This is a genomic window from Paenibacillus typhae (assembly GCF_900099765.1).
Taxonomy (GTDB): Bacteria; Bacillota; Bacilli; order Paenibacillales; family Paenibacillaceae; genus Paenibacillus_AQ; species Paenibacillus_AQ typhae.
Map to the genome: position 1 here is coordinate 1 of NZ_FNDX01000021.1, position 21,385 is coordinate 21,385.

General features: G+C 55.4%; 16 protein-coding genes and 1 pseudogene. 3 read left to right on the plus strand and 14 right to left on the minus strand.

All coding sequences use genetic code 11. From position 1 onward, the window contains the following. The 6 genes and pseudogenes from BLR64_RS30570 to BLR64_RS17145 all read right to left on the minus strand — a co-directional run. Positions 1–304 (minus strand): annotated as a pseudogene (locus tag BLR64_RS30570) (hypothetical protein); the annotation flags it as partial. Positions 305–470: 166 nt separating this feature from the next. Then, entirely contained in the window at positions 471–1,106 is a 636-nt protein-coding gene (locus BLR64_RS17125; protein ID WP_090715986.1) for a beta-mannanase, read from the minus strand. Positions 1,107–1,158: 52 nt separating this feature from the next. Next, the gene (locus BLR64_RS17130) at positions 1,159–2,436 is read right to left on the minus strand and encodes a vWA domain-containing protein (RefSeq protein WP_090715988.1); all 1,278 of its coding nucleotides are present in this window, start codon (positions 2,434–2,436) and stop codon (positions 1,159–1,161) included. Between the two features lie 189 nt (positions 2,437–2,625). Beyond that, entirely contained in the window at positions 2,626–5,001 is a 2,376-nt protein-coding gene (locus tag BLR64_RS17135) for a transcription initiation factor TFIID (protein WP_090715990.1), read from the minus strand. Positions 5,002–5,005: 4 nt separating this feature from the next. After that, positions 5,006–8,395: a tubulin-like doman-containing protein gene (locus tag BLR64_RS17140; RefSeq protein WP_090715991.1), complete on the minus strand. Its 3,390-nt coding sequence runs from the start codon at positions 8,393–8,395 to the stop codon at positions 5,006–5,008. A gap of 13 nt (positions 8,396–8,408) precedes the next feature. Continuing rightward, positions 8,409–10,214 (minus strand): vWA domain-containing protein, encoded by a 1,806-nt coding sequence (locus BLR64_RS17145; protein ID WP_167360712.1) that lies wholly within the window; start codon positions 10,212–10,214, stop codon positions 8,409–8,411. A 176-nt stretch (positions 10,215–10,390) separates the two neighbouring features. Here BLR64_RS17145 and BLR64_RS30370 point away from each other — a divergent pair, with 176 nt between their 5' ends. The 3 genes from BLR64_RS30370 to BLR64_RS17155 are packed head-to-tail and all read left to right on the plus strand — an operon-like array spanning position 10,391 to position 13,422. Beyond that, a complete protein-coding gene (locus BLR64_RS30370) occupies positions 10,391–10,543 on the plus strand; it encodes a hypothetical protein (RefSeq protein WP_167360711.1) in 153 nt (50 codons plus the stop codon). Then, on the plus strand, positions 10,536–11,459 hold the full coding sequence (locus tag BLR64_RS17150) for a hypothetical protein (protein WP_090715995.1): 924 nt from the start codon (positions 10,536–10,538) through the stop codon (positions 11,457–11,459). Before BLR64_RS30370 ends, BLR64_RS17150 begins: the two co-directional genes overlap by 8 nt. Before the next feature lie 58 nt (positions 11,460–11,517). Next, positions 11,518–13,422: a hypothetical protein gene (locus BLR64_RS17155; protein WP_090715996.1), complete on the plus strand. Its 1,905-nt coding sequence runs from the start codon at positions 11,518–11,520 to the stop codon at positions 13,420–13,422. Positions 13,423–13,851: 429 nt separating this feature from the next. On the opposite strand, the gene BLR64_RS17160 is transcribed toward BLR64_RS17155, so the two are convergent. The 8 genes from BLR64_RS17160 to aroB form a co-directional block, all read right to left on the minus strand. Further along, on the minus strand, positions 13,852–14,244 hold the full coding sequence (locus BLR64_RS17160) for a hypothetical protein (RefSeq protein ID WP_090715997.1): 393 nt from the start codon (positions 14,242–14,244) through the stop codon (positions 13,852–13,854). A gap of 191 nt (positions 14,245–14,435) precedes the next feature. Further along, complete coding sequence (locus tag BLR64_RS17165) at positions 14,436–15,965, minus strand: MFS transporter (RefSeq protein ID WP_244157745.1); 1,530 nt, start codon at positions 15,963–15,965, stop codon at positions 14,436–14,438. Continuing rightward, complete coding sequence (locus tag BLR64_RS17170) at positions 15,923–16,561, minus strand: cysteine hydrolase family protein (protein ID WP_090716001.1); 639 nt, start codon at positions 16,559–16,561, stop codon at positions 15,923–15,925. The genes BLR64_RS17165 and BLR64_RS17170 overlap by 43 nt, the downstream gene beginning before the upstream one ends. 43 nt (positions 16,562–16,604) lie before the next feature. After that, on the minus strand, positions 16,605–17,651 hold the full coding sequence (locus BLR64_RS17175; RefSeq protein WP_090716003.1) for an ABC transporter substrate-binding protein: 1,047 nt from the start codon (positions 17,649–17,651) through the stop codon (positions 16,605–16,607). A gap of 42 nt (positions 17,652–17,693) precedes the next feature. Beyond that, positions 17,694–18,581 (minus strand): ABC transporter permease, encoded by an 888-nt coding sequence (locus BLR64_RS17180; RefSeq protein WP_090716005.1) that lies wholly within the window; start codon positions 18,579–18,581, stop codon positions 17,694–17,696. 51 nt (positions 18,582–18,632) lie between these two features. Further along, positions 18,633–19,409, minus strand: a complete 777-nt coding sequence (locus BLR64_RS17185) for an ABC transporter ATP-binding protein (protein WP_090716006.1) — start codon at positions 19,407–19,409, stop codon at positions 18,633–18,635. A gap of 107 nt (positions 19,410–19,516) precedes the next feature. Beyond that, positions 19,517–19,891 (minus strand): Na-translocating system protein MpsC family protein, encoded by a 375-nt coding sequence (locus BLR64_RS17190; RefSeq protein ID WP_208607192.1) that lies wholly within the window; start codon positions 19,889–19,891, stop codon positions 19,517–19,519. Between the two features lie 305 nt (positions 19,892–20,196). Continuing rightward, positions 20,197–21,336 carry a 3-dehydroquinate synthase gene (gene aroB, locus BLR64_RS17195; RefSeq protein ID WP_090716008.1) on the minus strand — a complete coding sequence of 380 codons (1,140 nt, stop codon included), beginning with the start codon at positions 21,334–21,336 and terminating at the stop codon, positions 20,197–20,199. Positions 21,337–21,385: the final 49 nt, after the last annotated feature.

Genomic DNA, 21,385 nt, shown 5'->3' on the forward strand with positions numbered 1-21,385 from the left:
AAACAAACTCAATGCCCTCCATTTTGGAGATAAGCAGCGAGTAGATCATGGCAGGAATGTTTAGCTCCTGCGGCCGACCACGGTGGTTCTTTTTCCGAAGGACGTGCAGGACCGGAGCCAGATCTAAATGTTCAAAGATTTGGCAGTATTTATTTTCTGGGCGCATCAGGAGCAATTCCTCAAAGGAAAATAGCTCTTCTTGTCGAATTGAATAGATAGGGATTACCTCTTTTCTTTCTCGGGTGTCGGTTTGGTCGCCTATAACTTCGAGAATTTGGGGAGGTACTCCTTTTTCTATGCTCAAAAAATCCAAGCGCAGCAAGGGTTTTGGATTATGAAATTGTCTCCTTTGTACACTTATATCAGCCAGTTTAGCCTCTTTTCGGGGAAATCTCCTGATATAGCTGTATAAAGTGCAGCTAAAGCCTGTTCCAGCAATAAATCCGAGTTTTTAGCTGCATAAAGTACACTTATTCCGGCACCAGCTCGTAATACTGCCCGTACCTCCGCCCGTCAGTGAAAAAGATCCGCACAAAGTCCTCTTTACCGATCTCGATCGGCGGCAGCGCGTTCCGTCCGGCGGCAAAATCCTGCACGAACGGGAACAGCACGCCGTCCTCCCTGGAAGCCGGGTACCCGCCTCTTTTTTTGACATAGCAGAGTACATCCTTCGGCACCGGCACTTCGGCGGTAATCGTCATATGTACTGTTTTTTGCTTGCCGAATATCGTTTTCTTCTGGCTGACGGAATAATAAATTCTGGCCTTGCCGGCACTGACTGTAATCTCGTTGGCACGATCCGGCTGTCTGATGAGCAGTGTCTCCCCGTTATCGTTAATCCGGGCATATATGGTATAGACCACCAGGCCGATATCATCCATCCGGTCCCGGTAGCCGTTGTTCGCTTTGTATTCCTCACGGGTGTACAGCTTCATGCCGGAAGGGGGAAGCTCCCCGCGGCCCGGGCCCTCCGCTGTTCCTTTGTGGATGCAGACCGCCTGTACGCCGTCCGGCCAGCGCCATCTCAGCGTACAGAACCGGTCCTCCACCCGGGCAGTCACTTCCGTAATGGCCTGTGCAGGGGGAGTTTCTTCGGCGTACCTCATGACTGTATGCTCCTTTCACCTGTTCATTAACTTTAGCTGGTGCTGCCGGGCCTCAAAAGCCCTTGCTGTTCCTGTTTCTGCGCGGCGAATGAAACCCTTCGGATCCGGATGCTGCCGCTGCTGCCTCTCTTCTTCCCCGGCGGGACAGCCGTCCCTCGCCGACCGGTACTACATAAGTAAAGAGTGAAATGATAGCCGCCAGCACCAGTACAGCGCTCAGCCGGACCAGCGTATCGCCGACGGAATGGCCGTCAAGCCCGAATTCGAGAATCAGTCCGGCACACAGGCCGGCTGCCCAGCCGCCGATGCCGAAGCTTTTGGCCAAATGCCGGTTATCAAAAATAATGCCAAGCCCGATCCCAAGCGCAGTGCCCACCAGCATCAGCGCCAGAATCCGCACAACTGCATAATAAGGACTGTCCGCTGTAGCATCGCTGCGCTCTGTGAGCAGGGTGCGGTCGCCCAGCCGGTCATAGATCTGCTGGAATACTTCTCCCAGACGGCCAGCATCGGTAACATCATAATATTGCCCGCCTGTCGCAGCGGCTATATCCCTTAGCAATGAGGCGCCTGACGGGTCGTCCAGCGCAAGCCCGACGGTGTTCACGGCGATTCCCCGGCTTTTATACTCATTTAATTCAGTGGCTGTATCAAACTGGCTGAAGCCGTCCGAGAGCATGATCACCATCGCTCCACGACTGGCTCCGCTGTCTGTGTTAATTACGTTCATGGCTTCGGTGAGTGCTCCGCTGATATTCGTGCCGCCTTCCGTCGTCTGCAGACTGCCGATAATCTCCGACACCTTCTCGCGGTTTTCGGTACTCCGCAGTGAGATCAGCGGCTGAACCACTGCAGCATCCTGGCTGAAGGTGACTACAGCCACCTGATTATCAGTGTCCATCTGCTGCACCAGTGCCTGCGCGGCGGCATACCGGCTGTTGCCGGGGTCGCTCTGCTGCATGCTGCCCGAGTCGTCGATGACCATCACGACGTTTTTGACCGTTTTGATGCCGCCAAAGTTCAGCTCATACACAAACTCCATCAGCGTGCCGACGCCGAACAGTATAACCACCGTCAGCGGCAGCAGCTTCCACGACAGCCCCAGATAGCGCTGCTTCCATGACAAGCCGTTCAGCCGCGGGGAGATCATCTCAGCCAGCAGTGCACCCAGTCCGATGCCAAGCGCCACTATGGCGAAATAGATGCCGATAATCAGGATTGAAGGCAGATCATAAGGCCTGCTGCCCAGCAGCAGCTCTCCGAACACAAAAGCTATGCCGCCGCCAAGCAGGCTGAAACACAATAAGAGCAGATTGATTTTCCGCTGCATCCATCCTCATCCTTTCAGGAACAACTATTGTTATATTTATACGTTGCGGAGCACAGCCAGCCTGTTTTCCTCTTGGACGTGTGTTCCCTGTCGAAATAGGCGGCGGAAAAACTCCCTTGCAGATAACAACCGGACATCTCCATAGCACAACAGTTCCACAGCTCAACAGCATCTCAGCAGCCTCATTATTCATCTAAGCGCTGGCAGCTGCTCCTCATCCACGCCGTGCAGCTTATAGCCGTTCTGGACATAGGTTTCATAGTAGACCTTGCCGTTGCGGTAGTAGAGCAGGTCCTCCAGATGGAAGCCGCCCATCAGGTTGAGCTTCTCCACACCGCTTCTGCGCTGCTCGTGGACAACGCCCAGGCGGTATATCCGGGTGGTTCCATCCGCGTTCAGCGCATAACGCAGAAATTCGGAGCCGCTGTCGCCGAAGAAATATTTCTCCTCATGGCGGTGCTCCTGCGTATACTCGAACAGGCGGACGTTTATGGCTGCCCCGTCCTCAAGGCCGAGGTAGAGCTGCCTGAACAGCTCTTCCCTGGATACAATCTCCCGGTTCTCGTAAGCCGCTGCAACATTGGCCCGCCGCAGCAGCTCTTCCTCAAACGGGAGGACGAACGGCGCTGCGGTCAGCAGCTCTCTCCTGCATACTTCGATCAGGCGGCGGACAACAGCCGGACCGCCCTGGCGCAGCAGCTCCGAGATGCTGCCCATGAAGCGGTCGCTGAAGAAGATGTCCGGCCCGCGCCGGGTCTCGATGTCCAGCATGACCTCTGCGGTCACTGTGCGGTAGTATTCCATAATATTCTGGTCTACTGCTTCGCCGGACCGCCCAATGCTTGCCAGCGCAAGGCTGCGCAGCTCTTCTTCCAGCGCCTGCATCGTCTGCACCTTGGCTCTGCTCTCGGCATGCAGCTGTTCCAGTGCAGCGTCATAGCGGAGCGCAATGTCCAGCTCCAGCTTCAGCCTGAGAATCTCGTATTTTCTACTATATATACTCTCGAACAAATAATGAATGAAATTGCGCACGGTCCGCTTATCCAGCAGCGGCACCCGCTGGAACGGCTGGCGCTCCACGCTCTGCGCGTAGAGCTGCTCCAGCTCCTCCTCGGCGCCCGCCAGCGCCGAGCGCAAACCGCCCATGTGCTGGCGCAGCGCGTTCAGCACACTGCCTCCGGCCTCTCCCTGCTCGGCCGTCCACTCCGCCAGCTGGTAGAACGTCACCGGCGGAGTGGCCTGCTCCTGAGCTGCCAGTACGGCGGCCCACTCGCGCGCAGGGTCAAGGGCCGCAGCACGCGCAGCGGATACATCCGCAAAGTTGCTGCGGAAATACGCCTCACCGCCGTCGCCGAACAGCAAAGCTTCCGCCTCGCGCAGCGAGAGCGGCTTCAGCTCGCTGTAGGACGGGCGGCCGTGGCTCATCAGCCCGGTCATTTCGGCGATGCCCGCCTCATCGGGCAGGAGGCCCGCAGCCCGCTCGCGCAGTGCTTCCGGCGTCAGGCCGAGCAGCGCCTGGCGGTCGCGCAGACTAAAGCCGCCGCCGGTCTGCAGCTTCGCGGCCAGAACATGAAAAGCATGGTACAGCACCGCCATGGCAATCGGCTTGCTCGGCCTGCGCACCGCCGAGAACCCGGCGGAGGCATAGCCCTGCCGGCCGGTGCTGCCGCGGATGCCGCTTTTGAACGTCATATTGTTGTAGCCGCCGTGACCGGAAGCCTGATCGGAAGAGGGACGCACACGGTTCTTGAGCAGGCTGATATGCGCGATAATCTCGTAGTTATCCTCCATGCCGTTCACCGGGGTCATGCCCCGCTCGTTTTTGTCCGAGAGCAGGTAGACCAGATCGAACAGGGCGGAAGGGCCATGGGCCACCGGTATCGACAAGCCGTCCTCCGTAACGAGGAGCGGCGCTTTAAACGTATAGTCCGGCAGCTGCATGCCTTCCAGCTCACGCAGAAAAGCCAGCCCGACCGAGCTGGAATATCCGAAGTTATCCCCCTGCTCCCGCTCGTTGATCAGCGTGTACAGGTCGGTCTGCACCGATTTGAACGACTGGCTGAGCACTGCCCGGGCCAGCAGGGCAATCTCCGGCAGCAGCACATTAAGCGGGTCATCGACCCGCGTAATGATGGAGAGATGGATTACGTCAAAAGAAGAATACAGCCGTCCATAGTCTGCTATCCTGTTGCCAATCTGCCGGAGCGTCCGGTTCATCCCGGCCAGATAACGGCTGTCTTCGTGAAACTCCCGGTAGACATCCTGGCGCACTGTACGGGGATCACGCCCTGCCGCATCAGGCAGGGCTATCGTCATCACCCGTTCCTTGCTATCTTGCTCCTTGCCGCCATGCGCGCCGGCATGCAGCGCCAGTACCCCGGCGGCATTATCCCATTTCCGATCGCAGCGCATAAGCACCGGCTCAATCGCTGCCGATACCTTGTCGCCAAGGAACAGAAACAGCGCAGGGTAATGGATGCTGCTGCGTCCATCCCCCTTGCTGTGCAGCGCTTCTTCCTGCGCCGCATATTGTTCTGCATAGACCAGTGCTTCTGTTCTAATCATAGGCTTACTTCAGCTTTCTGCGGATGCTGGCCAGCTTGCCGGTCAGACTCTTGTAGAAGCCGTACATTTCATCGCCGTCGGCATGCTCTACCCGCTCGTATTCCAGACTGTCGCGCGCTTCGAGGAAGGAAACATACAGGCCTTCCAGTTTATAGAGCAGCGGGGTTACATCTTCGGCTGCGGTCATTTCCCCGGAACGGCGTGCCGCTTTGCGCAGCAGCACACTGCGGCTCTTCTCATCCAGCGCGCGGAAATGACGGTAGACGGCATATTCCACGTAGCTGCGCTCCTTCATTAAATTGGCGAACGGCTCCCAGGCATCTTCTTCCTCGTCGCGGTCGTAGACGTAGAGCGCGCCTTTTTTGACAATGGTATCGGTGTAGAGCGCCTCGATGAACTGGTCAAGCCATTTGTCCTCATCCAGATACTGGCGCAGCAGCGTATCCAGCTCGGCAGCCTTGGCTGCCAGCGCATCATATTTAACCAGCTCTTCGCGCACACGGCTGATCAGCTGCGGCGAACGGATGAGATTTTCCTGGGCCAGCTCCTTGTTGATGCTGCCGAAGATGTCCTTCACGCCTTCACGCTCCAGCCCGTTCTCACGCAGTGAGCGCAGCTCATCGGCAGCCTTCTTCACTTCGCCAAGGTTCGGCCGGGAAGCGCCCAGCTGCAGGTCATAGCCGCTCAGCAGCTTATCGATATCGAACGGCTTGGTAAAGACAACAGAGTAGCGGCTGCTCGTATTTTCGTCCAGCCCTTTTTCGGTAATAACCCCGGATGCCAGCGCCCGCTCAAAATCAGCCCGGACTCTGGCATTGTACTCACGCACACGGGCATTCACATACGTATCGCCCCAGGACTTCTCTGGAATCGGCGACGGCAGATAGGTCCAGTTGTTCTTGTCGGTCATCACCAGATGGCGGCCGATGCCTTCCTTATCGAGAATGGTGCGCTCGTAGTTTTCTTCATATACGCGCAGCGGAGTATAGACAAAGAGCGGCACACCGTTACGGGTGTTAAGCCAGAAAATCCGGTTCTTGACCTCGCTCTCCTTAATCGTGAACTGCGATTTGCCCAGCGCATTGTTCTGGTAATTGCGGATCCCCTTCAGGATGCCCGGCGCTTTAACCGGCACGGAGACGAAGCCCCATGACGGGAAGTGCAGGCTGCCCGAGCTGTTGCTGAGATGGAAAATCGGTACGGCATCCTCATCCAGCCGTCCGGCGATAATCCGCTCCACAAATTTGTCCAGCGGCTCTTCGCGGCCGTATTTCATCACCAGGAAGTCTTCCATCGAACGGGTGATCAGATCGCCGAACTTGTCGGTCAGGAACTCGGAAATCGAGCGGACGATATCAATCTCCTGCTCTCTCACCCAGCGTCCGGAATGCTTCAGCATCTCGCGGGCAAAGTCACGGATCAGGTCGTCGCCGTCCTTCTGATCCATCAGCTTGGAGATGTTCGAGGCAATATCCGGCACGTTGACGATATTCCAATAGTAGGTTTTGTTGCCGCGGTGGTCGGTCTGCTCCTCACCGTTCAGCAGAATGTTTCCGTTCTTCTCAAAAATCGTGCTCAGCGCACTCAGAATCTCCGTAAACACCCCGTAAATCCGGCTGTTCTCTTCGTTCAGCAGCTCAAACAGATCCTCGTAGAACTGGATCATCTGCTCCGTACGCTCAACATCGGCATGCAGCCAGTACTCGTTGATTTTGGCTTCGATATAAGCATTTTTCTTCTTCTCTTTGGAGACAAAAGCGCTCCGCGCATCGCCCAGCTTCTCCTCCGCACTGTCCTGGGCCGTCTCGATATCACGCGGCAGACGCAGCAGGCTCTCGCGCAGCGCTTCGATATAGGACTGGATCAGCTTCAGAATGCAGAAGCCCTTCTCGGTATACAGCAGCCGCGACACATAGAACGGACCCTGCTCCGGATGCAGGAAAATACGCTCCAGCTCCTCGCCGAACCGTCCGGTAATTTCGCCCGGCAGCTGCTTTTTGGCCTTGATATATTCTTCACGCGCGCGGGACAGGAAGCTCTGCTCCAGCTCGGTGTCCATATCGACAACCTGGTTTTTGATTACATTGGCGTGGCTCAGCCGCTCGCTGTTCTGATAGCCCGGCAGCGGTTCAGGCACGCGGGATTCAAACGTTTTGATCATCGTATCGAGATCGATCCCCAGCTTGCGGGCAAATTTCTCGACATCCTCCTGTCCCGGAGCCTGCTGGAACATCTTGTCCATTTTGTCGAACAGGCGGTAGGCCAGATAAGTAGTCATTTCTTCAATCGGCAGCACGGCCGACGAAGCCCCGATAATGTTGTATTGATAGTTGGCCGGATACGTTTTGTTCATCTGTGCAATGTTCGTGTTAATGTTGCTGATATAGTCGTGGATGGCGAATTCCTCGCCGGAGGCTTTTTCCTCACTGGCCATAAAGTTCGTGATATTCTCAGCCGTTACGTTCATGCAGTAATCGTAGGCGTTCTCCAGCAGCTTGCCTTCTGTATTGGTTGCAGAGATCAGATGGCAGAGGTTAAACGGCGGCAACGGTGAATTTACGGTCAAAATATTGCCGTACTGCTGGCGGAACCGCTCACCCCGGCTGTCTACATTCATCCAGTAATCCAGCTCTTTGAGCGCCGCATAACCGTTCTTGCGGATATACTCGCGGGTGTGCTCGCTCAGGCTTTTATTGGACAGATTGACGTCCGGTGTGAACAGATAACCGAGCGTGTTGACCCGGTCGATGCCCGCTGCACCGTAGTCACGTTCAATAATCCCGCGCACAATATAAGCGATATCGAGAAAAGAACCGCTGCCAGTACCGCCGGAAAGGCCGGTAAGCAGGAATACCATCAGCTTTTTGTTAGTGCCGACGGACAGAGTTTTGATCTTCTTGTCGATCGCGCCGACGACCTGGTTGATCTTGGTGAACATCAGCAGGCGTCCGGCCTGGCGCACACCGGCGGCCCCGTTCATGCCATCGGTAATGCTCAGCTCAGGCGACAGCCACTCCGTAATATACGGGTCAAGGATGCTTCTGTTCTGCAGCAGACCGCCGATTTCCGCGTTCGCAAGCAGCACAAATTCACTCTGCGGATCAAGGCCGATGCCTTTGTATTTTTTGCCGCGGTCCTGTTCATTCGTTTCAAAAGCCAGAAATTCCACGTTGTCCGGCTTATCCCGCTTCTTCTTGGAAATCGGGTCCTCAGGCAGCTTAAAGCGGCGGTTAATCTGGTATTTCAGGCGCAGCAGGGCATCAATCCCCGTACCCCCCAGGCCGATGATCAGGATCGGATTGTCAATCGTATCCACTCTGATCTTGTCGCTGACGATTCCCCCGCCAAGCGATACGTCCAGCTGCTGAATATGCTCTCTTACTACCGGTTTCATAGGTTCTCCCCCTCTATATTAAAAACTCCAACAGAATGGTCTTGTCTACTGTCTGCAGCGGCACCGAAACGCGGTCCCCGCTCTTCAGCTCCAGCCCGCGCGAAGCGTCAGCCGCCCGCCCGGATCTCTCTACTGTAATACCCTCGCTGCTGCGCAGAAGCAGCCGGTCGTTTTTGCCCGGTGTGAAGATGACCTTCTCGCTCTCCTTCAGTTCAGGAGCCAGCTGGAGCAGCTGGTGCAGCGTGAATTTGCCGCGGAAGCCGGACAGCTTCTTGTACTGCGGATACGTCTTCTCTCCGGTGTTGCCATCCAGCACCTCTACGACCATCTGCCCGACAAAGCCGCGGTTGGCCTGCTTGCGCAGCATCCATACGGCCACTGCCGCAATAATCAGCAGCAGAACACCGCCGATGATGAAGTACAGGGTGTTCGAGGATTCTTTTGGCTGGAGCGGCTCTTCTCCCGTTGTTCCGCCTCCTGTTGCAGGCGCTGTGCTTACAGCCCCCGTCTTCGCATCGATCTTGAGCACATCACTTTCACGGTAAAAGCTGCTCTCTTCCGCACGGACCTTCAGCTCGTAGCTATGGCTCTCTTTTATTTCAAAAGAACCCTTGAACTCCGCCCCGGAATTGTCCAGCGGGAGCTCCTCTGTTGTCCCCGTATCGAGGTCCGTAGCGAGCAGCACCGCATTCATATCTTGATACAAATTGCTGAGTGTTACCTGAGCACCGTTACTATAGAGGTGGGAGACGATGTCCACGGTGTCACCCTTCTTGTACGTTGCCGACGGCAGCGCGTCTATCTTGAGCTCCAGATCATAGTTGAATACGAGATTGATGTCGATTTTATCCTTGGGAACACCCTTAACCTGCAGCTTCCAGTCCCCCTGCTCCGGCGACAGCAGCTTGATCAGGCTGTAGGTGGACGACTTGGACAGCAGCACATCATCTGACGGGATCGCCACTTCCTTGCCCGACGGATCGGTCAGCTTCGCAGTCACCGGCTGTGCTGACATGATCGAGATATTCGCCTCCAGCACGCTGCTGTTCGGCACATTTACCGTAACCTCCTGGAAGCTGCCGTCCGCCGTGATCGACTGGACCGGAACAATCTTCAGCTTCAGGTGGCTGGCAAAAATCTCGCTCAGAATCTGCGGTAGATCATCCGCGGAGTTCGTCGTAAACGATTTGCCGCCTGTCTCATTGGACAGTCCGGCCAGAATGTCTTTATTCAGCTTGCCATCAGCATTAAGCCCTATAGTATAAACCGGGTAGCCCTTCTGCTTGGCGGCATCCACCGCAGCAGACAGCTCCTGGTCAGACTGGCTCTGCGTCCGGCCGCTTGCCTCATCAAGATCATTGTTGCCGTCGGCCAGCATGACGATCATCGGCTCATGGCTGGGGTCACTGCCGTTCTCAAGCACCTTGACCGCTTCTTCCATACCGACAGCGATGTCGGTGTACGGCCCGCGGTTCAGCCCGTCGATGAAATCCTTCAGGTCCTGCTTGTCGCCGGCTGAGCCGATTTCAAGCAACGCCTTCTCGCGCTGCACCTTGTCGGTGTAGGCTACAATACCGACCTTGTCGCCTTGCGTGGACAGCATATCTATAAACATCTTCATCGCCTCACCGGCGATATTGTTCTTGTCACTCTTGTTCATGGAGTTGCTGACATCGATCAGCAGCACTGCATCAATCCGGGACGGGCCCGCCGCTGTAGCAGCCGAACCGGCCGAAGCCGCCGAAGCCCGCAGGGTGGTGAACGGCGATGCCGTAAGGCACAGGATCAGCAGCAGTACAGGGATCAGCCTCTGCAGCATATTCTTGGTTGTTCTGGGGCAAAGCTGTGTACGAAGCATAAAGATGGCTCCTCTTGTGTTATATTCGTTAATAGGGACGGTGCAGCAGTTAGCTAAAATCTGTCAATAGCATGCCATTATGATATAATTAAACATTGTAAACTTCAACTTTAGGCCCGCGTGAAAGGAAGAGTTCCATGATTTCATACGTCCTGCTCGGCATTGCGTTTCTATATGCCGTCATTCAAATTTCAATTTATGCCTCAAGGCGGCGCAGGCCGCTTACCCGTGACGATATCGACGAGCGGCTGCTCGCCGCCCTGAACGGAGGGACACCATCACGTGACTAAAAAGAGACCCGTAACCTTCCGGCCGTTCAAGGCTCCGCGCTACGCCTATAACAAGCTGCGGATCTGCCGGCACTGCGGCAATTATACGGCGCTGGGCGAAGAACGCTGCCTCAAGTGCGGCCGCGCCGCGCTCAGACCCATTGACCAGCAGGCTGCATCGCTTGCCGGACGAAAGATGCAGACCCGCCTGCTGCTCCTCCTCCTGCTTACCCTGGCTGCGGTCTACTTCGGCCAGAGCCTGCAGCAGATGGCACTCAGCGGCGCCGGGGGAGCTGTACTCATCGCAGCTCTCTACTATATGCAGCGGAAGGTCCGGCAGAATGAAAATCTGGTCTCCCTCAACGAGCTGCTGGGCCGGAATATCGACCGCATCCGGGAAGGTCTGGAGCTGAACCGGCAGGAGGCAGTCGCCGTGCTGCGCGAGGATGATGTGCTCGCTTACGAGAAGCTGCGCGAAATTTCCGTCCTGCTGCGCGGCGACCGGATCGCCCGCCAGCGTGTAGCGCTGCTGCACGGCTTCCAGCTGCGCAAGGATATGAATCTGGAGCTGGAGCAGCTGCTGCTGCGTGATTTCGAGCCGCTGCTCGCCGAATATATCGGTGAGATTGCCCGGGTGCGGCCCGAGCTGATCAAGGACCGCACCCTCCGCTATGTCAAAAATTATGAGGCGCAGATTCTCGAAATGGATAAGGGCAGAGATATTCTGGCCGGTGTTGCCGGGGCGGCTGTACGCCTGAAGCGCTATGTGCTGCTCTATTCCGGCTTGATCGGAAGATATATACAGGATCTGCCCAAGGACCGGTTTCTGCGCCTGTCCAGACTGATCACCGCCAGCCCGCATGAGGCATGGAACGGACTTGACCAGAAGGTAGCTGAAGTCAGGGAAGCGAAGTACCGCTGGGACCCCGATTTTTAGATAGAGTGCCGGGAGATTCAGGCATGCTGTATTTTCGAAAAAAAGGGGCTACTATACTATGACGTTCAAACAAGCCATAACCCTGCGGAATATTATGATCGTTTTGTGTATATGCATGGCGGGGCTGCTTATCTCGAAGGCGCTGCGGATTGAAGACAAGCTCCGGATGGTGCAGGAAGCTGAGCGGCTGTACGCCGCCGGGGATCTGATCGCCGCCGAACGGCTGTACCGTCAGGCAGCGGATAATTTTTCTATCTATTATAAAGAAGAAGAGATTGCCGGACGGCTTACGGAGCTGGCACCGATTACGGCGATCCGCAGCGGTCTGGACACACTGGTCCGTACGTCTGCAGATCAGCTCGTAACCAAAGATTTTTCCGGATTCATGGAGAGCTATGCTGCTCTGCTCAGCCTGAAATCCAAATATTTCATCAGCGGCGGGCCGTATGAGCGCTTTTACCGCCAGCTGTCGGAGGAGTCAGGCCTTTCGGTGCAGCTGACAAGCGGCTTCCGGCAATTTAAAGACCAGTTTCTGGCTGAGCTCGCAGCCGGCGGCAGCGGAGATGATACCGGTGAGACATACAAATGGAACCTGCTGCTGATTCCTGACGCTTACTATGGAAGCGCGGAGACCAAGACAGAGCTGCTGGCAGCCGGATTCAAATCGCATGACGTTTCCAGGCTGAAGGTGCTGGCAGCAGCCGGAAGCTTCCAGGCCATGCTGGACAGCGCATTATCCATGGCACAGGCCTACGGCAGTCACAGTTATACAGCTCCATGGGTGCATGAGCAGGCGGAAGAAAGCGCAAAGCTTATTCTCGACAAGGATCTTGAGGGCGATAACGTCACGGCTTTTGCGGGTCATGCCGTCATGTACCGCAACTATGCTGCAGCAGCAGGACTTGATGCCGGCTCCTCCAGGTTGCTGTCCTCCATTGAGCGCAGCACCTCAAAGCTGTTATCCAGTGCTGTCCGGCTGGTCCGGGGCGGGCAGTATGCTGAAGCGATTCAGCTGTACAGCAGCCTCACTCCGCTTCAGGATACCTCAGCCGAGATAGCCGCTGCGCAGCTGGCCTGGAATACGGCAGAGCCTGTCCGCCTGCTGCCGGGCGGTAATGAGGAAGGTAAATATGTATTTGTAACTTCCGTTTCTTCTAAGTATGGGGCGAAGATCGCTGTAGCCGGTATTGATAACAGCGGCAGGCTGTACTATGCCGATCTGCAGGAAGACGGAATCACCTCCACGCGCACTGGTGACGTTATTCCGGACTTCGGGCAGCTGAGCGGCATTTACTTTGACGACCGGCTGGCTGCTGTGGCCGAGGTGCCGGTTGTGGTAGCTCAAGGGAGCCGGGATGACGGCCGCACGGATTTTACAGCTTATCAGATTAAGCCTGAGGGCATTTCTGTACTGTTCACCTTTGCCGGTGACAGCTATGAGCTGCAGGCAGAGGACGCCTCAATCCTTGTAGCCAATGCAGATACTGGCGACGGCGTGTCCGGTGAGACCGGAGTGTATACTTTAGGTGAAGGCAGCTATCAGTTTGCCGGAATCCGGCAGGTGGTGACAGAGCCTCCGCTTATCTCCGCCTTCGATCTTGAGCTTTACCCGTACGAAACCGTGAAGCTGGGTATGGAAATTTATATCGACAATAGCGGGCGGAGCGTCGGCTTCGCCGAAGGCCGTTACTTCGCTCTGCAAGGCGCTGCCGGTTCGTTTACAGGCTCTGCTGTGGTCAAGGGCCAGTATCAGGGCAGCAATGATTATATAGAGACAGAAACCGGCGGACAGTACGTTCCTGTATTTGTTGTTGACTCGCTGGAGAGTCTCAGCTCAAGCGGTGCAGTAACGGGTACGGATATGGAATCCGGTCAGGATATTAACCCGGATGCAGGCACGGATTTGAATCCGGCTTCGGATGATACGGGTGACGGCACGAATGCCAATACCGGCTTGAACTAAATAAAACAGAGCAGCGATTCTTCGGTTCATCCGAGGAACGCTGCTCTGTTTGTTGTTGTAGAAGATATGCTGACTGTGTAAATCCTGAATCCCTGTCCATACCAGCTGCAGCAATTCTAACGGACACAGATGACTTTATATGCCGGTTTTGCGGTGGTTTTCCCTCTTAAGGGACCCGGATGCGCTTACTTATACCACCAAGCCGGGTTATCCGAGTATAGGCGGGCAATAAAGTCTGTGGAGTCCGTTAAAGCTGAGCCGTGCCGCAAATTAGGTGAATAACGTCATCTCAGTCCGTTAAATCGGCAGCAGCCAGCAGGTCTTGCTTTATCCGCAAATCCCCGCCTGTACATTCCAGACACCATCCTGCCACCGCCATCCATTCCAGCTCATCCGGGCACTCCAAAAAATCACATTACCCTGCCGGAATTATCCTGCTGAGCCGGCAATGTCTGACTTTTTCCCGCGTCCCAAAAGACGTTTATAGCGCTTCTGTGCGTATAGCACTTCTGAGGCTGCGGAGACGGTATCCTTGACCTCACCCAGCACTGCTTTTGTCTCCTGAACGCAGGCTTTCATCCGGCTGAACTCCGACTTTACCCCTGCCTGCCTGATTTTCGCCTCATCCAGCGTCTCCTGGACATTTGCCTTCACCTCATCCACCGGCTTTTTGAGGCGGTCCACCGACTGCTTCACCCCATCCAGCGACTGCTTCAGGCCGTCGAGGCTGTTCTTGAATTCCTTAATCGGGTTACCTATGTCAATCCCCTCCTGCTTATCTTTACTATTACTTACCCAGAATAGCAGAAGCGGTTTCAGCACTCCTCCCGGTTTATGGGCCTGTATGAACACCTGTACAAAAGGACTTTTAATTTATACGCAGCATAATGATTCCTCCGCCAAAAAACTCCGCCGGCAGAGGCAGAGTTTTTTGGCGGAGAGTTGTGTGAATTGAGAATTCTCTATAATGAAGGACCGCTGGAGCATGTAAAGATGCGGGCATCCTGCTGCGCTCAGCGTGCCGAGCCGCGCAGCCCCGCACCTTCCTGTTTGCCGCTTCGACGGAAGGAGTACAGCAGCCAGATGCAGGCGGCGGCTACTCCTGCCGCACATGCCAGGAACACAGCCCTGTATGTCCCTCCCTCTCCGGTAATTCCGCTTCCAATGACCAGGCCGCCTGCCGCTGTGCCGAGCATCATCCCGATATTACGGGATAATGCCAGTATGCTGCTGACCATGCCCAGTCTTGCTTTGGCGGCAAGCCCCATAACTATACTGGTGTTAGGCGAGGTGATCATGCCCATCGCACAGCCCAGCAGCAGCACAGGCAGGAACATCGTGCCTGCACCAAGCGCCGGGGCGGCGAACCCCAGCGCCAGCAGTGTGGCGCTCATGAGCAGAAGGCCTGCTGCCAGAATGCCGAGCGGGCCCTTGCGGTCCGCAATCCCCCCGCTTAACGGCGCCGTCACCACAAGTGCCAGCGGATACCCGATCATGATCAGACCGATCCAGGCAGGTTCGGCCCCGGAGAGCCGCAGCACCGCAGGCAGAGCCAGCTGTGCTGTAAAAGCCGCCATATACGTGATCACCGTAATGGCAATTCCCATAACAAAGCTCCGGTCGGCAAAGCCCCTTTTCCCGGGTACAACAGAAGCTGGCCGGTTCCGGCCTAACCGCGGGCCAGCTTCCACGGACTCCTTAGCCTCCGCTTCGACAGCAGGCTGCTTCTCCCTCCGGCCCGCTGCACGGGTATGAGAAGCATAAGCGGCAGCTGTTCCAGCAGAAGCCGCGAACAGCAGCAGCACCGGCAGTGATAAGAACGAAGTCCGGCCGCCGAGATCCAGAGCAAGCATCAGCGCAGACAGGGCAACAGCGGACCAGGCCGCTCCCCCTAGATTCAGTCTGCCTCCCTCTGTTTCCATATCCGGAGGAATTAGCAGATGCGCAAGCACACCTACAGCTCCGGCTACTGCGGCCAGCAGCCAGAAATTGCTCTCCCAGGATAACCACTGGATCAGGAAGCCGCCAAGTGCCGGTCCGGCCATAGAGCCTGCCGCTACAAAAGTGCTCATCAGACCGAGCGCCCGCCCCCGCTGCTCCCCGGGAAACACAGAGACAATCAGGGCCATGTTAGTGGCCTGGTACATTGAGGCGCCGACTCCCTGAATGACTCTGAAGACCAGCAGCAGCACCACATTCGGGGCCAGTGCACAGCCCAGCGCTCCGAATGCAAAAGCAAACAGGCCGAAGTTATGCACCTTCCTGCGCCCGAGCATATCTCCAAGTCTGCCCATCACGGGCAGCAGTACCGAGATGACGAGCAGGTAGATGCTCACCACCCACTGTGCGGAAGCCACCGGGATATTCAAATCCGTTGAGATATCGACCAGCGCAATATTGAACATGCCGGCGGACAGGTTGGACAGGAATGCGCCCAGACAGATGACTACCTTTACGGGTGAAAGGTTAACCCGCCGGGGCGCCCGCACATCCGGGGAATTCATAATATCTTTTGCAGCGCAGACTGACTCCAGATGTTCCAATTCTCCTCCACTTCAGCTGCCGAAGAGACTACGCCGAAATAGCCCTTCATGTTCTCTACAGTCATCTCATGCGCCGCCCGGGAATACGAGGCACAGGCATCCTCCGCCAGTACAATATGGTAATCCCGCATAAAGCCGTCGCGAGCCGTTGATTCCACACATACGTTGGTGCTTACTCCGGTCATAATCAGTGTTTCAATCCGCAAGGTCCGCAGTACAGAATCGAGCCTAGTATTGATAAAGGCGCTGTAACGGTGTTTGTTGACTACAATCTCATCCGCGAGCGGCGTTACTTCAAAAAACTCCGCCCCCCAGCTCCCTCTCCGGCATACACCCAGCGAACCGCGTCCGGAACGCGAGACCCATACCTGCGAATCCGTGGCTCTTTCATGGAACGTCTGGATAAATATAACCGGGACATCATGCGCTCTTGCCGCCGCAATCAGCCCGTGCAGTCGCGGCATCATCTCTTTTACAGCGGATACATCATTCCCTGCTGAAGCAAGCGCACCTTCCGGGTGGCAGTAATCATTCTGTACATCCACTATTATGAGTGCTGTTCTTTCCGGCATAATCAGATCTGCTGTTAATTCCATATCGTCACCTCTTCTTTATTTGGAGAGCCTCATCGCTGCATGTTCAATTTCCGTTGGTCTTGTTAACAAACTGCATATCCACAAGTCCGCCGTAGGTATATTCGCCTTTAAAAATCCCTGTCTTGATCATCACATTCATATCCTTATCGAGCGCTTCCTCCGAGATGATTCCGTCCGGGCTCCACAGCTGATCTTCGAACGCCCGGTCAAGCGCAGCCTGCGCTGCCGCATCCGAAAGGGTCGGGAACTCGGCCTTCAGCACCTTCATCGCCATCGCCTGATCCTCCTGAATCGCCTTCAGTGCTTTGACCACTGCATTTACTGCCTTCTGCACCGTTTCCGGGTCCTTTTCAATCGTCGATTTCTTCACGCTAAGGACTGAATACGCATAGTCACCCATGTCATGAAATTTATAAAAAGGCTCGTCCCATACTCCTTTCTCCATCCCGTCACTGATCTGCGGCTCTGCACCGTTCGCAATATCCGCCGCGCCCTGCTGCACCATCGCAACAACCGTCGAACCGTCTGCCGGCTCCAGCAGCTGTACATCCTTTTTCGGATCAAGGCCGAGCTCCAGCAGCAAATACTGGGTCAGCAGGTTCGGTGTTCCGCCATGCCGTCCGGCATTTACTTTTTTGCCCTCTATAAAAGCTTTTAATTCCTCATCCGAACCACCTGCCGGTGCCGTACCCTTTTTGGCCATCAGATAGACATTCGCACGGTTGACGACATTGCTTACCGAGATAATCGGATCCGAATTGCCGATGTTCGCCAAGGCGTTCGACTCCGGCCCGCCGATAACCCCCCAAGCATCCCCGCTGACTACCGACGTGACATGTGCACCGCCCGCAGCCTGCAGCATCTCCACCTCAAGCCCTTCTTCCTCAAAATAACCCTCCTGCTGGGCCACATAAAGCGGCAGATAACCGGTGTAGTGGAGCGGCTCAGCGATGACGAGCTTCTTCAGCCCCTTGTCTGCGGCGGCGGCATCGGCATCCGTGGCCCCGTCGGCACCGCAGCCTGACAGCAGAATCATACCGGAGATAAGCAGCAGGACGGCGGGCAGCTTGAACTTGCGTGTGTTTTTCATTCGTTTCTCCCCTTTTGGATGAATAATCTATAATGATTTCTGCTACGCCTTCTTCATTCCGTACCCTTTGGACAGCCATTTTTCGAGCAGCACGACCCCCATATACATCACCATGGACAATACTGACAGGACTACAACCCCTACCCAGACCAGATTGATGTCCAGAATCGTTCCGGCATAAATAACCATCCGCCCGATCCCGTGGCTTGAAGCAATAAACTCTCCGACAATGGCTCCGGCAAGTGACAGGGCAATATTAATCCGCAGACTGCTGATCATCCACGGCATGGCCCACGGAATCACCACTTTGGTAAACACCTGGTGTCTCTTGGCGCCGAGGGAGTACATCAGCTTCTCCATGTCCTTGTCCACACTCTGTACACCGCTGTGCGCCGACAAGGCGGCGACCACTACCGTCATGGCAAATGCCAGCGCCACCTTCGAGAAGAATCCGATGCCAAGCAGAATGACCAGCACCGGAGCCAGAGCCAGCTTCGGCATGGCATTCAGCAGGATTAGAAACGGCTCGCTGATTCCGGCAAATTTCCGCGACCACCAGAAGGAGAGACCCAGCAGCGATCCGATCAGGGTGCCGCCAACAAATCCGAGAATCGTTGAGCTGGAGGTATAGGCGATATCCTCAAGCAGCGTCCCTTGCGTAATCTGCGTCCAGGTCGTGGTAAGAATTCGCACCGGACTGCTCCAGTAGTAGGCATCCATCCAGCCGATCCGCGTAAACAGCTCCCAGCAGAGTACAATCAGCAGGGCGACTGTCAGGCGTCCGAAGCTGATCACCCGTTTGGTGCGGCGGGCCAGTGCTTCTTCGTCCTGGATGAACGGCTCCACCTGCTTTTTCTCCGGTCTGGGCACCGCCGGCCCGGCTGCTTCAAGCTTGTGGATGATATATCCCTTCTTTTGCACACTCTCCATTCTCTTCTCCCCCTTAAATTGTAAGTATCAATACATCCGGCAATCTGCTGTTCAGGAAATATGAGCAGACGGCTTGCCGGAGAGCAGATCCAGCAGATGGGCCTTGAGCTCCATGAAGGAGGCAGACACCGTATCTTCCATATGTCTCGGGCGCGGCATGTCCACCGAAATTTTGGAGATAATTCTTCCGGGGCGTCCCGAGAACACATAGATGTCATCCGACAGGTATATCGCTTCGTCAATATCATGGGTGACAAAGAGCACCGTCTTCCGGAAGTCCTCCCAAATTTCCAGCAGCCAGTTCTGCATCGTCAGCCGGGTCTGGGCATCAAGCGCACCGAAGGGCTCGTCCAGCAAAATAATATCCCGGTCATACAGCAGCGTCCGCAGCAGCGCCGCCCGCTGACGCATGCCGCCGGACAGCTCTGCGGGATAATGCCCGCCGAACCCCTTCAGTCCGTAGCGGTCCATAAGGGGCTGGGCACGGGCTACGGCTTCTTTACGCGGTACACCGCGGATTTCCATTCCGAGAATGATGTTGTCGAGGATCGTCCGCCAAGGCAGCAGCATGTCTTTTTGCAGCATATAGCCCACATGTCCGGTCTTTCCGATAATATCCTCCCCGTCAGCCAGCACACGGCCCGTGGATGGAGGCATAAGACCCGCAATGATATTGAAAAGCGTCGATTTCCCGCAGCCGCTGGGGCCGATAATGCTGACAAACCGTCCCTCTTCAATCGACAGATTCGTCTCCTGCATAGCGATAATTTCCTGTCCATCCCGGCGGAACCACTTGCTTACTCCGGCAATTTCAATCTTTGTCTTCATTTCATCGCCTCCCTTTCCAGTCTCTAGATATGCAAAAAGCCGCCAGCTTTAGACAGAGCCCAAGGGCTTTGTCTGAAAACTGACGGCAGGCCGGCTCTCTTGACAGATCAGAGTTCCAACGTAACGTTCAGGTACTGCTCCAGGTCTTTCTCCAAAATTATGATCGTACCGGAATACTCGGTCTCCACATCATAATCTTTAAGAACGGCCTTGATATTCAATTGAAATTCATCCATAAACGCCTGCTTGATCTCCTTCTTGAACACTTCATGCAGCACCAGATTAATCTCGCGACCGGCCGAGGCATGATGCGTATCAAGCACTTTGAGTACGGGAACCCGGCTGTTAACGGATAAGATAATAATCTTGTTCCCTACAAAATCTACCTTCTGCTGCTTAACGCCTGCGTTGAACAGCTTCTTGTTGATCTCGTTGTACACCCTTAGAATATCCTGTTTCCATTGTCCAGCGGAAGCGATCATGGCGATCACACCTTTATAGCTCATAGTAATGTCATATAATACTACACAAGAACTGAAAACCGTGTTATCACCTATCACTTATACATCATTATAGATAAAAAGATAGAGTTGTCAACAAAAAATATGTCATTTTTATTAACAAAAGTAAGCATGACAGATCATTATGTTAGGTAATATCACACAAAAATCATTGCCCATACGGTTTCAGATCATCTCCGAGGCTGCCAGGATACCTCCTGTCACTCCTTCACCTGTACTCGCCCCGTGTAAGCAGGGGCAGATTCACGTATACAGGATCGGAATCTTTAGCCGCGAAGCTCTTCCAGCAATGCCACAATAGTCTCTTCCTCCACCGGAACAGAATAGGAGCCGTCCGCAAACCTCTTCATCGCCCCGATCCCCTCCTGGAAAACAAAGCGGATTTGTCCGCTGCGCACTTTTTTATCCGTGTACATTTTGTCCACCAGCCTCCGGTTCGTAATGGACGCCGGAATCTCTGTAGGCAGGCCTGCCTGCTGCAGCAGCGCTGTCACCCGGTCGGCCTCGTCACAGGTCATATAACCAAGCTTTACTCCAAGTCTCGCCTGGATTACGAGTCCCACGGCAATAGCCTCCCCGTGCAGCAGCTCATATCCGCTGACCGCTTCCAGTGCCCGCCCTGCCGTATGGCCGAGGTTCAGGATCTGCCGCAGGTTGCTCTCATGCTCGTCCTGCTGGACTACCCCATATTTAATCCGGCAGTTGCGCAGCGCAATCTCTTCACAGATTTCCGGGTCCAGGATCAGCTCACCGTCCGGTGAAACAACCCTCCCGATATTCTCCTCGAGATAACAGAAAAATCCGGCATCGGCCAGACAGGCATGCTTAATGGTCTCAGCCAGACCGCTTCGGAGCTCGCGGACCGGAAGCGTACGCCAGGCGGCCAGATCAATATACACCTTGCGCGGCTGATGGAAAACACCAATCAGATTGGTTGCAACCGGCGTATTCACGCCCGTTTTGCCGCCGACGGATGCATCGGCCGCTGCCAGCAGCGTCGTTGCATAGTTCAGGCTCGGTACCCCTCGGCCGAAGGTTCCGGCCAGGAAACCGGCCAGATCCGTAACCGCCCCGCCGCCTACTGCGATGATGCAGCAATCCCTCCCGTAGGAATGGCTAAGCAGCTGGTCTTCAAGCAGCGCTTTGGTCTCGCGGGTCTTGGATTTCTCGCCCGCAGGGAAGGCGAACAGCTCTGCCGCAAAATTATGCCGGCGCAGCAGTTCAACCAGCGGACGCCCGTACAGCGGCTCAACAGAAGAATCCGTAATCACAGCGAACTTGCTTACGCCGGGGACAAGTCCCTGCTGCAGATCGCGGATCAGCGAGGGAAACAGCTTTTCACCAATTTCAATTGCGTAAGAGTGATCGACCACCTTTTTCAGTACAACCTCGAAGCTCCGGGACATCGCTTTTCCTCCTTTTTCTCCTGCTCAAGCAACTCTCCTGCCGTAATTC

Coding starts and splice junctions, on each gene's coding strand:
- BLR64_RS17180 (WP_090716005.1), bottom strand. CDS start 18,581: ATGGAGAGTGTGCAAAAGAAGGGATATATCATCCACAAGCTTGAAGCA.
- BLR64_RS17175 (WP_090716003.1), bottom strand. CDS start 17,651: ATGAAAAACACACGCAAGTTCAAGCTGCCCGCCGTCCTGCTGCTTATC.
- BLR64_RS17190 (WP_208607192.1), bottom strand. CDS start 19,891: ATGATCGCTTCCGCTGGACAATGGAAACAGGATATTCTAAGGGTGTAC.
- BLR64_RS17135 (WP_090715990.1), bottom strand. CDS start 5,001: ATGATTAGAACAGAAGCACTGGTCTATGCAGAACAATATGCGGCGCAG.
- BLR64_RS17125 (WP_090715986.1), bottom strand. CDS start 1,106: ATGAGGTACGCCGAAGAAACTCCCCCTGCACAGGCCATTACGGAAGTG.
- BLR64_RS17130 (WP_090715988.1), bottom strand. CDS start 2,436: ATGCAGCGGAAAATCAATCTGCTCTTATTGTGTTTCAGCCTGCTTGGC.
- aroB (WP_090716008.1), bottom strand. CDS start 21,336: ATGTCCCGGAGCTTCGAGGTTGTACTGAAAAAGGTGGTCGATCACTCT.
- BLR64_RS17145 (WP_167360712.1), bottom strand. CDS start 10,214: ATGCTGCAGAGGCTGATCCCTGTACTGCTGCTGATCCTGTGCCTTACG.
- BLR64_RS17155 (WP_090715996.1), top strand. CDS start 11,518: ATGACGTTCAAACAAGCCATAACCCTGCGGAATATTATGATCGTTTTG.
- BLR64_RS17140 (WP_090715991.1), bottom strand. CDS start 8,395: ATGAAACCGGTAGTAAGAGAGCATATTCAGCAGCTGGACGTATCGCTT.
- BLR64_RS30370 (WP_167360711.1), top strand. CDS start 10,391: ATGATTTCATACGTCCTGCTCGGCATTGCGTTTCTATATGCCGTCATT.
- BLR64_RS17170 (WP_090716001.1), bottom strand. CDS start 16,561: ATGGAATTAACAGCAGATCTGATTATGCCGGAAAGAACAGCACTCATA.
- BLR64_RS17185 (WP_090716006.1), bottom strand. CDS start 19,409: ATGAAGACAAAGATTGAAATTGCCGGAGTAAGCAAGTGGTTCCGCCGG.